Source organism: Streptomyces sp. SM1, from assembly GCF_002910825.1.
Lineage (GTDB): Bacteria > Actinomycetota > Actinomycetes > Streptomycetales > Streptomycetaceae > Streptomyces > Streptomyces okerensis.
Genome location: NZ_NEUB01001017.1, coordinates 1 through 13,067 on the forward strand (window position 1 = coordinate 1; position 13,067 = coordinate 13,067).

General features: G+C 70.2%; 14 protein-coding genes and 1 pseudogene. 7 read left to right on the plus strand and 8 right to left on the minus strand.

Annotated elements, in window-relative coordinates; translation table 11 throughout:
• Positions 1-1,439, minus strand: a 1,439-nt coding sequence (locus B9S61_RS36500; RefSeq protein WP_103545032.1) for an IS66 family transposase, incomplete at its 3' end; no start/stop codon positions are given.
• Between the two features lie 77 nt (positions 1,440-1,516).
• Positions 1,517-2,176: pseudogene (locus tag B9S61_RS36505) on the minus strand (helix-turn-helix domain-containing protein); the annotation flags it as partial.
• Between the two features lie 115 nt (positions 2,177-2,291).
• On the opposite strand from B9S61_RS36505, the gene B9S61_RS36510 reads away from it, so the two are divergent.
• Genes B9S61_RS36510 through B9S61_RS36530 form a run of 5 tightly spaced genes read left to right on the plus strand, consistent with a single transcriptional unit; the run spans position 2,292 to position 4,905 of the window.
• Positions 2,292-2,501, plus strand: coding sequence for a hypothetical protein (locus tag B9S61_RS36510; protein WP_103546017.1), 210 nt, complete (start codon positions 2,292-2,294; stop codon positions 2,499-2,501).
• Positions 2,498-2,713, plus strand: a complete 216-nt coding sequence (locus B9S61_RS36515; protein ID WP_103546018.1) for a hypothetical protein — start codon at positions 2,498-2,500, stop codon at positions 2,711-2,713. The genes B9S61_RS36510 and B9S61_RS36515 overlap by 4 nt, the downstream gene beginning before the upstream one ends.
• Before the next feature lie 21 nt (positions 2,714-2,734).
• Complete coding sequence (gene recO, locus B9S61_RS36520) at positions 2,735-3,481, plus strand: DNA repair protein RecO (RefSeq protein ID WP_181007701.1); 747 nt, start codon at positions 2,735-2,737, stop codon at positions 3,479-3,481.
• 21 nt (positions 3,482-3,502) lie between these two features.
• Positions 3,503-4,342, plus strand: a complete 840-nt coding sequence (locus B9S61_RS36525; protein WP_103546020.1) for an isoprenyl transferase — start codon at positions 3,503-3,505, stop codon at positions 4,340-4,342.
• 32 nt (positions 4,343-4,374) lie between these two features.
• On the plus strand, positions 4,375-4,905 hold the full coding sequence (locus tag B9S61_RS36530) for a YcxB family protein (RefSeq protein ID WP_258040052.1): 531 nt from the start codon (positions 4,375-4,377) through the stop codon (positions 4,903-4,905).
• A gap of 78 nt (positions 4,906-4,983) precedes the next feature.
• Here the strand turns inward: B9S61_RS36530 and B9S61_RS36535 are convergent, their stop codons facing one another.
• The 4 genes from B9S61_RS36535 to B9S61_RS36550 all read right to left on the minus strand — a co-directional run bounded on the left by B9S61_RS36535 (position 4,984) and on the right by B9S61_RS36550 (position 8,169).
• Positions 4,984-5,394, minus strand: coding sequence for a Fur family transcriptional regulator (locus tag B9S61_RS36535; protein WP_103546021.1), 411 nt, complete (start codon positions 5,392-5,394; stop codon positions 4,984-4,986).
• Positions 5,395-5,456: 62 nt separating this feature from the next.
• Positions 5,457-6,359 carry a metal ABC transporter permease gene (locus B9S61_RS36540; protein WP_103546022.1) on the minus strand — a complete coding sequence of 301 codons (903 nt, stop codon included), beginning with the start codon at positions 6,357-6,359 and terminating at the stop codon, positions 5,457-5,459.
• The gene (locus B9S61_RS36545; RefSeq protein ID WP_103546023.1) at positions 6,359-7,129 is read right to left on the minus strand and encodes a metal ABC transporter ATP-binding protein; all 771 of its coding nucleotides are present in this window, start codon (positions 7,127-7,129) and stop codon (positions 6,359-6,361) included. Before B9S61_RS36545 ends, B9S61_RS36540 begins: the two co-directional genes overlap by 1 nt.
• Positions 7,130-7,152: 23 nt before the next feature.
• Positions 7,153-8,169: a metal ABC transporter substrate-binding protein gene (locus B9S61_RS36550; protein ID WP_103546024.1), complete on the minus strand. Its 1,017-nt coding sequence runs from the start codon at positions 8,167-8,169 to the stop codon at positions 7,153-7,155.
• Between the two features lie 216 nt (positions 8,170-8,385).
• Here B9S61_RS36550 and B9S61_RS36555 point away from each other — a divergent pair, with 216 nt between their 5' ends.
• Positions 8,386-9,768 carry a glycine--tRNA ligase gene (locus B9S61_RS36555; RefSeq protein WP_103546025.1) on the plus strand — a complete coding sequence of 461 codons (1,383 nt, stop codon included), beginning with the start codon at positions 8,386-8,388 and terminating at the stop codon, positions 9,766-9,768.
• A 119-nt stretch (positions 9,769-9,887) separates the two neighbouring features.
• Here the strand turns inward: B9S61_RS36555 and B9S61_RS36560 are convergent, their stop codons facing one another.
• Positions 9,888-10,094 carry a hypothetical protein gene (locus B9S61_RS36560; RefSeq protein ID WP_103546026.1) on the minus strand — a complete coding sequence of 69 codons (207 nt, stop codon included), beginning with the start codon at positions 10,092-10,094 and terminating at the stop codon, positions 9,888-9,890.
• Positions 10,095-10,297: 203 nt separating this feature from the next.
• On the opposite strand from B9S61_RS36560, the gene dusB reads away from it, so the two are divergent.
• Positions 10,298-11,452 (plus strand): tRNA dihydrouridine synthase DusB, encoded by a 1,155-nt coding sequence (gene dusB, locus B9S61_RS36565; RefSeq protein ID WP_103546027.1) that lies wholly within the window; start codon positions 10,298-10,300, stop codon positions 11,450-11,452.
• Here the strand turns inward: dusB and B9S61_RS36570 are convergent.
• The coding region (locus B9S61_RS36570) for a CDP-alcohol phosphatidyltransferase (protein WP_308457816.1) at positions 11,453-13,067 on the minus strand (1,615 nt) is incomplete at its 5' end.

Below are 13,067 nucleotides of genomic sequence, written 5' to 3' on the forward strand. Positions count from 1 at the left end.
GCGGGCAGCATCCATGGCCGTCCGGCGAAGAGGTCGCGCAGGGCGGTGAGGGGGCTGATGCCGTGTGTGCGGACGGTGGAGATGTGGGCGCGGATCCGGGCGAAGCGCCTTGCGCCGGTCAGGGTCCGCCAGGCCCCGGAGACCTTCTGTTGCACCTTGATCATCCGTAGGTCGCGTTCGGCCTGGTTGTTGTCGAACGGGACACTGAAGCCGACCATGTACCGCTGGTACATGGTGGTGCGGTCCCGCAGGCGCATGGCCAGAGCCCTGGCCTTGGAGCGGGGGCCGGTGCCGGCGTAGGGGTTGGCGGCGATGCCGCACAACGCTGCCTGCCGGTAGCGGTCCTGGAAACCGGCCGACGTCTCGGCGTCCAGGGCGTCGTGCCCGGTGGCCACAGCGTCGGCGACTGCGTCCTTCGCCTCGACCAGGACATCGATCATCGCCTGGGCCCAGGCGGGGTCATGGCGGGTGTCCTCGGTCACGGCAATGGGTTCACGCAGCACGTGCGCCCCGCACAGGGCCTGCGCGTCGCCGTAGACCGTGTAGGGGGCCAGGGCATCGGTGACCAGGGTGCCGGTGAAGCCGGGCAGGACGCCGAGGTCGTCCATGGCCGCCCGGCCGCGCTGGTGGTGGATGCCGTAGAAGGTGACCAGGTGGGTGCACATCACGTGCAGCCAGTGCAGTTTCCCCGCGACCCGTACCCCGGACTCGTCCGCGTGCGCGACCGGCACCGTGGCCAGGTGGTCCTTGACCTGGGCCTCGAAGGACCCGAGCCCGTCGTGGGCGCGAGCCGGGACGGACAGGACGGTGCCGGTGGAGACCGGCAGGCTGAACAGGCAGTCCATGGCCTCGGCGAGGCGTTGGGCCGGCAGGTGCTGATAGGCCGACAGGCAGGCGATCGCGGCTCGGACGCCGGGTCCGTACACGGCGGCCGCCGTGGGCAGGTCCGGAGCCGTCGCCGTGGTGGTGTACCCGCAACCGCACACCGCCCGGTGCAGCCGGTGCTCGGTCACCTGGGGGCGGATCTCGGGCAGATCGAAGACCTGCCGGGCCCGGAAGCCCGAACCCGACGCATCGGACAGACCACCGCCACAGCTGCCGCACGCGGCCGGATGATGATCGACTATCACGTCCGGGTCGGTGACCTGCTCCAGCCGGCCACCGGGATCGCCCTTGGCCCGGCCCGGCCGACGCCCCGACGCCTTGCGCAGCGACTTCGGTGCGGGCCTCTTGTCCAGCCCGTCACTGGACGGCGGCTTGGAGGAGTTGCGCCAATCAGCGGCCAGCCGCCGCTTCAACTCCGCGATCTCAGCGTCCTGCTCGACGATCCGTGCTTCACGTCGCTCAATCGTCGCGGCCTGCGCGGCTGCTACCAGCCTCAGCTCCACGATCAGACCGGCCAGCTCGTTGTACGACGGCGGCGGCTGCTCGGAGGTCACAAGATCAATCTACTCGACCATCGCGACTGCCCCGCACCACGTCACCGCAGGTCACGGACGGCCGTAAACAGTCACGTTGGCGGCGCGTCCTCGAACTCCATGAGCCGGAGATCTCCGGTCATCACGGCGTACCCACCAGCCGTGTACGGCAGCACCTGCACCGCCACTGTCCGCTCGCGCGCGAGCGTCGCGATGTGCTCAAGTTGCTCGGCCATCACGGCCTCCCCGCCGACTGGAATCCGCAGCACGTTCTCGTGCAGGATCGCCCAATACTTCGGCCGAGTTGCGTCCGTGAGGATGCGTCCGCGTTCCATGCGCCCCGACACCTTCTCGTCGATGAACCCATCGGAGGCGAAGGGATTCATGGCCAGGGTGACCGCCCTCGCATAGGCCGGTGTCTGCAAGAGGCCTGGTACCAACGCGTGCGCGAACTCGCAGATACTGATCGCCAGTGTCTCCAACTCCGCCGCCTTGGCGAAGTAATGCGCGTACCGCCGGTCGTCAATCAGCTTCCTGCACAGCCGCTCGAAAATACCGTCGCTTTGCAGTGCCTCGCCGATCCGCTGGGCCACGTCCAATTGGGGTTTGCGGATGGCCTGTTCGAACTGGCCGATGTAGCCGCCCGAGGCGAAGGCCCTCGTCCCCAGCTCCACCTGCGTGAACCCCGCGTCCTCCCGGCGTCGCTTCAGCTCCGCCCCGAAGAACTCCCATGCCGCCTGGCGCGAACCGTTGGCCATTGTTAACCCCTTTGTGCAGCGCCGCACTTGTAGGGCGCAAACCCCTTCCGAGTGTAGGCACGGAGCGTCACTCTTGGGGTACGAAGAGTGAAAGTCGAAGGTGAGGGGAATCAAAGTGACGGCACAACACGCGGTGCACTGCGTCGAGGAAGCGGAGGAAGTGGTGGAGGATTTGCGGGCGGCACTCGCGAAGGCAGGAATTACGCTGCCGTCACTGGGGCTGGACCCGGTGAGTCTTGCGCGGGAGGCACCCTGTCCGCTGATCGAACTGGGACGGTGCTCCGTGGAGACCGCGCGGCGGATCGCGGCGGCGGTGCTGCGGTGAAACCGCCCGTCGGCGCGTACGTCGTGGACACCGGGACCGAGCGGATCGGCATCGTCATGGGGCATGAGGGGCCCTACGTCCAGCTGAGACCGTACGGCGGCGGCCGGGAGTGGGACGCCGACCCCGGAGTCGTCCGGCACGCGACCCCCGCCGAGCGGCTGCGCACGGCGACGGCGTACGCCAATGCCCGCAGTCGCGGGGAGGTGCCCTGAGCGTAGGCGACAATGGATGCCATGAGTCTGTTCCGCGACGACGGCATCGTGCTGCGCACCCAGAAGCTGGGTGAGGCGGACCGGATCATCACCTTGCTCACGCGGGGTCACGGACGGGTACGCGCCGTGGCGAGGGGTGTGCGCCGGACGAAGTCGAAGTTCGGCGCGCGCCTCGAGCCCTTCTCGCACGTGGACGTGCAGTTCTTCTCCAAGGGGAGCGAGCTGATCGGGCGCGGCCTGCCGCTGTGCACGCAGAGCGAGACGATCGCGCCGTACGGCGGCGGGATCGTGACGGACTACGGGCGCTACACCGCCGGGACGGCCATGCTGGAGACGGCCGAGCGCTTCACCGACCACGAGGGGGAGCCGGCGGTGCAGCAGTATCTGCTGCTGGTGGGCGCGCTGCGGACCCTGGCGAGGGGCGAGCACGCGCCGCATCTCGTGCTCGACGCGTTCCTGCTGCGCTCCCTCGCCGTCAACGGGTACGCGCCCAGCTTCACCGACTGCGCGAAGTGCGGGATGCCGGGACCGAACCGGTTCTTCTCGGTCGCGTCGGGCGGTTCCGTCTGCCCCGACTGCCGGGTGCCGGGCAGCGTCGTACCCTCCCCGCAGGCCCTGGAACTCCTCGCGGCGCTGCTTACGGGAGACTGGGAGACCGCGGACGCGTGCGAGGCGCGGTACGTCCGGGAGGGGAGCGGGCTGGTGTCCGCGTACCTGCACTGGCATCTGGAGCGCGGGCTGCGCTCGCTGAGGTACGTCGAAAAGTAAGCACGAGGAGACGAGAGACACATGGCCGTACGCGGGTTCCTGGGGCGGCAGCGCCGGGAGTACAGGACGCCGGAACCGCACCCGTCCGGCGCGCGGCCCCCGAAGATCCCCGGGGAGCTGGTCCCGAAGCATGTGGCGATCGTCATGGACGGCAACGGGCGCTGGGCGAAGGAGCGCGGTCTGCCGCGCACCGAGGGGCACAAGGTCGGCGCCGAGCGGGTGCTGGACGTCCTCCAGGGCGGGGTGGAGATGGGGGTGGGCGCCATCTCGCTGTACGCCTTCTCCACCGAGAACTGGAAGCGCTCGCCCGACGAGGTGCGCTTCCTGATGAACTTCAACCGGGACTTCATCCGCAAGACGCGTGACCAGCTGGACGAGCTGGGGATCCGCGTGCGGTGGGTCGGGCGGATGCCCAAACTGTGGAAGTCGGTGGCCAAGGAGCTGCAGATCGCCCAGGAGCAGACGAAGGACAACGACAGGCTGACCCTGTACTTCTGCATGAACTACGGCGGGCGCGCGGAGATCGCGGACGCCGCTCAGGCGCTGGCGGAGGACGTGCGGGCCGGGCGGCTCGATCCGTCGAAGGTCAACGAGAAGACGCTGCAGAGGTACATGTACTACCCGGACATGCCGGACGTGGACCTGTTCCTGCGGCCGAGCGGTGAGCAGCGTACGTCCAACTACCTGCTGTGGCAGAGCGCGTACGCGGAGATGGTCTTCCAGGACGTGCTGTGGCCGGACTTCGACCGGCGTGACCTGTGGCGGGCGTGTCTCGAATTCGCGTCCCGGGACCGGCGGTTCGGCGGGGCGATCCCGAACGAGGAGCTGCTGGCCATGGAGGGTACGCAGCCCGACGGCTGACGCCGGGACCCGGGACGTCAGGGTTCCGCCCCATGGATCACCAGGGGCGGGACATGATCGAGGACAGCGGCACCGACGTCGTGGAGCTGGCCTACCGGCCGACGCGCACCGACATCCTCCAGGGCATCCAGGTCCGTGCCCGTGTGCGCGGGCTGGCGCCGGTGCGGTGGATGTTCGTCGTGCTGTTGGCCGGATTCGCCGCGTTCACCGCGCTCGCAGGGGCGGACGCCGCGGTGCTGACCGGGCTCCTGCTGCTGACCGCGGCCCTGGTCTGGGGCACGCCCCGTATCCAGGCCGGCCAGGTGTTCCGGGCCGTCTCGTGGCAGGGCGAGTACCGCGTCACCGTGACCGATGCCGGGATCACGGTCGAGAACGAGTACACGACGGTGGTGCAGCGCTGGACGCTGTTCCGCGGCTACCGGGAGACTCCCGAGCACGTGGTGCTGCTCAGCCGCGACCCGGGTCTTCCGGTGGTGCAGGTCGAACCCAAGCGCGGGCTGGGCGGTGAGGAGGATCTTCGGCGCTTGCGGGTTCTGCTCGACCGGCACCTTGCTCGGGTCTGAGGGTTGTCCCGCGCCGTACGCGGGCGCGCGGCGCGGCCGGCCGGCCGTGGTGGTGCGGGGGTTGCCGTCCGGGCGGGGCTACGCCGCGGCGCAGTCCGCGCAGGTGCCGAAGATCTCCACCGTGTGGGCCACGTTGACGTAGCCGTGTTCCGACGCGATGGCTTCCGCCCACTTCTCCACCGCCGGGCCCTCGACCTCGACCGCCTTGCCGCAGCTTCGGCAGACCAGGTGGTGGTGATGGTCGCCGGTGGAGCAGCGGCGGTAGACGGACTCGCCGTCGGCCGTGCGCAGGACGTCGACCTCGCCGGCGTCGGCGAGGGACTGCAGGGTGCGGTAGACCGTGGTGAGCCCGACCGAGTCGCCCTTGTGCTTGAGCATGTCGTGGAGCTCCTGCGCGCTGCGGAACTCGTCGACCTCCTGAAGGCACGCTGCCACGGCGGCACGCTGCCGGGTGGAGCGGCCCTTCACGGGCGGTCCTGCGGTCGTCACGGGGTTCCCTCCTCGCATCTGGCCTCTGCCCGGGCCATTGTGCCAGCCCGGGCGGAGGCCAGTCAGGCGCCGACCCCGTCGCCGGCTGTGCGGCCGGCCGGAATCGCGCACTCCGCCGGATCGTCGCCCGGTTGTGCGGCGGCCAGGGCCCGGGCGCGGCGGCGGGCCAGCGGGGTGGCCAGCGCGGTCAGCACGATGAACGCGCCGATGGTCAGCAGCACGATCGTCGCACCGGGCGGCACGTCCTGGTAGTACGAGGTGGCCGTGCCGCCGATGGCCACGCTCACACCGATCGCGACGGCGATGGCGAACGTGGCGGCGAAGCTCCGGGTGAGCTGCTGGGCCGCCGCCACCGGCACCACCATGAGCGCGCTCACCAGCAGCAGGCCGACCACGCGCATCGCGACGGAGACGGTGACGGCCGCCGTGACCGCCGTGAGCAGGTTCAGGAACCGCACCGGCAGGCCCGTCACCCGGGCGAACTCCTCGTCCTGGCTGACCGCGAAGAGCTGCTTGCGCAGGCCCACGGTGACCAGGATCACGAAGGCGGCCAGCAGGCAGATCGCGGTGACGTCGGACTCGGAGACCGTGGACAGGGAGCCGAAGAGGAACGAGGAGAGGTTGCCGGTGGAGCCGCCGGGGGCGAGGTTGATGAGCATCACGCCGCCGGCCATGCCGCCGTAGAAGAGCATCGCGAGGGCGATGTCGCCGCGGGTCTTGGCGTACCAGCGGACCAGTTCCATGAGGACGGCGCCGAGGACGGAGACCAGGGCCGCCATCCACACCGGGGACCAGCTGAGCAGGAAGCCGAGTCCGACGCCGGTCATGGCGACGTGGCCGATGCCGTCGCCCATGAGGGCCTGGCGGCGCTGGACGAGGTAGATACCGACGGCGGGGGCGGTGATGCCGACCAGGACGGCGGCGAGCAGCGCCCGCTGCATGAAGGCGTAGTCGAGGATGTCCATCAGATGAGCAGTCCTGTGCGGATCGGTTCGGCGCCCGCGGGGGCGTGCGGGTGTACGTGGTCGTGGCCCGGCAGGGCGTGCTGGCCGACGGCCTTCGGGGGCGGCCCGTCGTGCACGACGCAGCCGTCGCGCAGCACGACCGCCCGGTCGATCAAGGGCTCCAGCGGACCCAGTTCGTGCAGGACGAGGAGGACGGTGGCGCCCTCGGAGACCTGGTGCCTGAGGGTCTCGGCGAGGACCTCCTGGCTGGCCAGGTCCACGCCCGCCATCGGCTCGTCCATGATCAGCAGGTCGGGTGCGGCGGCGAGCGCGCGGGCGATCAGGACCCGCTGGTGCTGTCCGCCGGAGAGGGCGTCCACGGAGTCCTTGGCACGGTCCGCCATGCCGACCAGGTGCAGGGCATGACGTACGGCTTCCCGGTCGGCCTTGCGGAAGAGGCCGAAGCGGGTGCGGGCGAGGCGGCCGGAGGAGACGACCTCGGCGACCGTGGCGGGCACGCCGCCGGCGGCGGTGGTGCGCTGCGGGACGTAGCCCACCCGCGCCCAGTCGCGGAACCGGTGCCGCGGGGTGCCGAACAGCTCGATCTCGCCGGCGGTGACCGGCACCTGCCCGATGACACCGCGTACGGCCGTCGACTTGCCGGAGCCGTTGGCGCCGAGCAGGGCGACGACCTCACCGCGGTGCACGGTGAGGTCGATGCCGCGCAGGACGGGGCGGGAGCCCAGCTCGGCGCGGACGCCGCGCAGGGAGATGACGGGCTCGGTCGTCATGCCGTCCTCCGTCGGTCCGTCGCTCACTTGGCGCCCAGGGCCGTCTGCAGGGCCTCGAGGTTGGCTTCCATGACCTGGAAGTAGTCGTCGCCGCGGGACTTGTCCGTGATGCCCTCGAGGGGGTCGAGGACGTCGGTCTTGAGTCCGGCGTCGGCGGCGAGGGTCTTGGCGGTCCTGTCACTGACGAGCGTCTCGTAGAAGACGGTGGTGACGCCGTCGGCCTTCGCGGTCTTCTGGAGTTCCTTCACGCGGGCGCCGCTGGGCTCCGACTCGGGGTCGAGGCCGCTGATGGACTCCTCGGTCAGGCCGTAGCGCTCGGCGAGGTGGCCGAAGGCGGCGTGCGTGGTGATGAAGACGCTGTTCTTCTTGCCCGCGAGGCCGGCCTCGAACTCCTCGTCCAGGGCGTTCAGCTTGCCGACCAGGGCCTCGGTGTTCTTCTTGTAGTCGGCGGCGTGGTCGGGGTCGGCCTTCTCGAAGGCCTTGCCGACTCCCTCGGCGACCTCGGCGTACTTGACCGGGTCGAGCCAGACGTGGGGGTCCTGGCCGTCCTCGTGCTCGTGACCGTGCTCCTCCTCGGCGGAGTGCTCGTCCGTGTGCTCGTCCGCGTGTTCGTCCGCGTGCTCATCGGCGTGCTCGTCCTCGTGGCCGCCGGCTTCGGCGGCGTGCGACTCCAGGGAGGTCAGGGTGGCCGCGTCGATCTTCGTCCCGACCTCGGACTGGCCGATGGCCTCGTCGACGGTGGGCTGGAGCCCCTTGAGGTAGAGGGCCGCGTCGGACTCCTGGAGCTGCGCGGTCTGCTTGGCGCTGATCTCCAGGTCGTGCGGCTCCTGGCCGGGCTGGGTGAGACTGGTGACGCTGACGTGCTCGCCGCCGATCTGCTCGGCGAGGAAGGCCATCGGGTAGAACGACGCGACGACGTCGAACTTGTCGGTGTTGCCCGCGGCGGTGCTGTCGGAGGAGCAGGCGGTGAGGGTGCCGAGACCGAGGGCGGTGACCGCGGCCAGGGCGGCCGCGGATATGTGGTGTCGTCGTACGTTCATGACACTCATTTTCAACTAATATGGAAACCGTTGTCAACAAGGCACGTGAGGGCATGTAAGGGGCACCGAATTGGTCGCGGGGCAGGGCGCGCCGGTAGCCTGAGTGCTTCGCTGGAAGCAATCTCGCTTCGCCCGCCCGTCTCCCGACCACCACCCCCCATCGAGGCGCTTCGCGCCGCACCAGTCAGTCACCGTCGTCGTAATGAAGAGAGCACCGTGGCCGCCGACAAGATCGACACCATCGTCAGCCTGAGCAAGCGCCGTGGCTTCGTTTTCCCCAGTAGTGAGATCTACGGTGGCACGAAGGCCGCCTGGGACTACGGACCGCTGGGTGTCGAGCTCAAGGAGAACCTGAAGCGCCAGTGGTGGCGCTACATGGTCACCGCGCGCGAGGACGTGGTCGGTATCGACTCGTCCGTGATCCTGGCCCCGGAGGTGTGGGTCGCGTCCGGTCACGTCGCGACCTTCACGGACCCGCTGACCGAGTGCACCTCCTGCCACAAGCGGTTCCGCGCGGACCACCTGGAGGAGGCCTACGAGGAGAAGAAGGGCCACGCCCCGGAGAACGGTCTGACCGACCTCAACTGCCCCAACTGCGGCAACAAGGGCACCTTCACCGAGCCCAAGCAGTTCTCGGGTCTGCTCTCCACCCACCTCGGCCCGACCCAGGACTCCGGCTCCGTCGCCTACCTGCGTCCCGAGACCGCCCAGGGCATCTTCACCAACTTCGCCCAGGTGCAGACCACTTCGCGCCGCAAGCCGCCGTTCGGCATCGCCCAGATGGGCAAGTCCTTCCGCAACGAGATCACGCCCGGCAACTTCATCTTCCGCACCCGCGAGTTCGAGCAGATGGAGATGGAGTTCTTCGTCAAGCCGGGCGAGGACGAGGCGTGGCAGGAGTACTGGATGGAGCAGCGCTGGAACTGGTACACCGGTCTCGGCCTGCGCGAGGAGAACATGCGGTGGTACGACCACCCGAAGGAGAAGCTCTCCCACTACTCCAAGCGCACCGCCGACATCGAGTACCGCTTCCAGTTCGGCGGCAGCGAGTGGGGTGAGCTGGAGGGCGTCGCCAACCGCACCGACTACGACCTCGGCGCGCACTCCAAGGCCTCCGGCCAGGACCTCTCCTACTTCGACCAGGAGGCCCAGGAGCGCTGGACGCCGTACGTCATCGAGCCGGCGGCCGGTGTCGGCCGGGCCATGCTCGCCTTCCTGCTCGACGCCTACATCGAGGACGAGGCGCCCAACGCCAAGGGCAAGCTGGAGAAGCGGACCGTGCTGCGGCTCGACCACCGCCTCGCTCCGGTGAAGGTGGCCGTGCTCCCGCTCTCCCGCAACGCCGAGCTGTCGCCGAAGGCGAAGGGGCTCGCCCAGGCGCTGCGGCAGAACTGGAACATCGAGTTCGACGACGCCGGCGCGATCGGCCGCCGCTACCGCCGCCAGGACGAGATCGGTACGCCGTTCTGCGTCACGGTCGACTTCGACACGCTGGACGACAACGCGGTGACCGTGCGCGAGCGCGACACCATGAAGCAGGAGCGGGTGTCTCTCGACCAGATCGAGGGGTACCTCGCCTCCCGGCTGATCGGCTGCTGACGTTCGTCGTAGGTGCCGCACCAGGGGGCTCCGCCCCCTGGATCCCCGGGCCTCCGCCCACCCTCCATCCGACCCGTCCGGCTGGAGGGTGGGCGTTCTGGTGCCGGTGGGCGGCGCGTTCACGCCGCGGTCGGGTCCACCGTCGCCTGGTGGGCCTCCGCCAGGTGCTCCTGAGCCTTGAGCCACGGCAGGAACTGGGCGCCTCTGCGCCAGCCGCAGGTGTCACATCTGAGCGTGCGCTGCACGCCGGTGCGCTGTACGTGCACGGTGTGCTCCCGGCCGTGCAGGTCCCAGCGGCTGACCCTGCTGGTGTCGATCTGCGGCATGACGCCTCCGGCGGTTCGCGTGTGGGTGTTGCCGTTCTTGTGCCCCGGTTCGGGGACGACAAGGAGTGTGCAGCAAGAGCAACATCAACGGGTGCTCCCGCGAAGGGAATTCCGCGACCGGGGGCGCGGGAGGCGACCGCCGGCCGACGGCCGTGACGGGATCGTCGTGCCGGGCACCCCGCGGCATGCGGGACAATGAGGGAATGCCCACGCCCTCGCCGACCGTGAACACCGTCCTGCCCATCGGACCGCACGCGGTGCAGCCGCCCGTCGTCCTCGCCCCCATGGCCGGGATCACCAACGCGCCGTTCCGCACGCTGTGCCGTGAGTTCAGTGGCGGCAAGGGCCTGTTCGTCAGCGAGATGATCACCACCCGGGCGCTGGTCGAGCGCAACGAGAAGACCATGCAGCTGATCCGGTTCGACGCGACCGAGCAGCCGCGCTCCATCCAGCTGTACGGAGTCGACCCGGTCACCGTCGGCAAGGCCGTCCGCATGATCGCGGAGGAGGGCCTCGCCGACCACATCGACCTCAACTTCGGCTGCCCGGTCCCCAAGGTGACCCGCAAGGGCGGCGGCTCGGCCCTCCCGTACAAGCGGAACCTGCTGCGGTCCATCCTGCGCGAGGCGGTCAGCGGCGCCGGTGAGCTGCCGGTGACGATGAAGATGCGCAAGGGCATCGACGACGACCACCTGACCTACCTGGACGCCGGCCGGATCGCCGTCGAGGAGGGCGTGACCGCCATCGCGCTGCACGGCCGCACCGCCGCCCAGCACTACGGCGGCACCGCCGACTGGGACGCCATCGCCCGGCTGAAGGAGCACGTGCCGGAGATCCCGGTACTCGGCAACGGCGACATCTGGTCGGCCGGGGACGCGCTGCGGATGGTGCGCGAGACGGGCTGCGACGGGGTGGTCGTGGGCCGGGGCTGCCTGGGGAGGCCGTGGCTGTTCGCGGATCTGGTCGCGGCCTTCGAGGGGCGCGCCGACGCCCTGGCGCGGCCCACGCTCCGCGAGGTGGCCGGCATCATGGTCCGGCACGCCACGCTGCTCGGTGAGTGGATCGGTGACGAGTCCCGCGGCGTGATCGACTTCCGTAAGCATGTCGCCTGGTACCTGAAGGGGTTCGCGGTCGGCTCCGAGATGCGGGGGCGGCTCGCGATCACCTCCTCCCTGGAGGACCTGCGGGCCGGACTCGACGAGCTCGACCTGGACCAGCCCTGGCCCACCGGCGCCGACGGCCCCCGCGGCCGTACGTCCGGCAACAACCGGGTGGTGCTGCCGGACGGCTGGCTGAAGGACCCCCACGACTGCGCGGGTGTCGGCGAGGAAGCGGAACTCGACACCTCCGGCGGCTGATCAGTCCTTGTTCCCGGTGGGGTGCGGGACGGAGCCGTACGCCCTCAGGAAGCGGTCGCGGAAGGCGTCCATCCTCCACACGGGCGCGTCCTTCGCCGGCCGGAGCCCCTCGGTCCAGTTCCAGTCCTCGATCTTCTCCAGCACCGCCGGGTCCCTGGCGACGACCGTCACCGGCACGTCCCGGTCGGCGCCGTGGCCGCTGACCCGGGCGATGGGCTGGTGGTCGCCGAGGAAGACCAGCACGGTGTCGTCGGTGCCGTAGCGCTCCAGCCACTGGGTGAGGGCGTCGACCGAGTACTGGACGGACCTGCCGTACTCCTCCTTGGACTCGTCGGCGTCGGCGATGACGTCGGACGAGTCCTTCCCCGCCTTCTGGATCGCGTCGAAGACCGAACCGTCGCCGAGGTCCTCCCAGTCGACCATCTCGGGGATCGGCGCCCAGGGCTGGTGGCTGGAGGTGAGGATGATCTCCGACATCAGCGGCCGGTCGTGTCCCCTGCCGTGCTCCAGCCGCTGATACGCCTCCAGGGCGTACTGGTCCGGCATGGTCGACCAGCTGAACTTCGGCCCGCGGTAGCCCAGTTCGAAGGCGTCGTAGACCCTGTCGAGGCCGTACCACTCCGCCTCCGGCCAGGCCTTCTGCACACCGGGCATGATGCCGACGGTGTCCCAGGCGCCGGTCTTCTGGAACGCCTTGGTGAGAGTGAGGCGGTCGCTGTTGGTGGCGGTGCGGTAGCGCTGCTGGTTGTCGATCCACAGGCCGGACAGGGTGGTGGAGTGGCCGAGCCAGCTGCTGCCGCCGTACGTCGCCGAGGTGAGCCAGCCGCTGCGCGCCCGGTAGCCGGCCCGCGCCAGCGCGGACGTGCGGGTGTCGAGGGTGTCGATGACCCCGGGGGCCATCAGCGGGTCCTCCAGGGCGCTGCGGCCGTAGCTCTCGATGAAGGCGAGGACGACGTCCTTGCCACGCAGGTCCGGCACGAGCTGGTCGGGGGGAGTGGCCCCGAAGGAGTCCTGCCGCGCCTCCTTCGCGAACGCCGCCTCGTCGCGCAGGGTGTCCAGCACGCGCTCCGTCTGGCCCTGCGCGGTCTCGGCGGCCCGGTCGGCGGCGACCGGCAGTCCGGCGATCTGCACGCCGAGCGCGGTGCAGGTGATCCACACGGTGCCCGCGATCAGCGCGCCCTGGGTGGCGCGGTTCCGGTGCCGGGCCAGCAGATTGCCCAGCCGGACGGTGGCCAGCGCCATGACGACGACGAGCAGCAGGACGAGGAGGACCGCGCCGACGGCCGCGGCGACGGCCGCCGCCCGGCCCATCGAGTCCTCGATGTAGGCCTGGGCGTCGTCGAGCAGACCCCAGTCGAGGACGAGGTTGAAGCCACGGCCCAGATACTCGTAGAACCCGATGTCCAGCAGGTTCAGCACGGTCAGCACGCCGATGGCCGCCCCGTACAGCGCGGCCACGGCGACGCGCGGCCGGCGGGGCAGGGCGAGCAGCACGACGGCGCCGACGATCGCCTCGGCGGGAATGCGCGTGAAGCCGCCCGGGCGCAGGGACGGAGCGGTGTTCGGCATCAGGAGGGCGCCGACGACCAGGACGGCGGCGAGGACGTGGACGGCC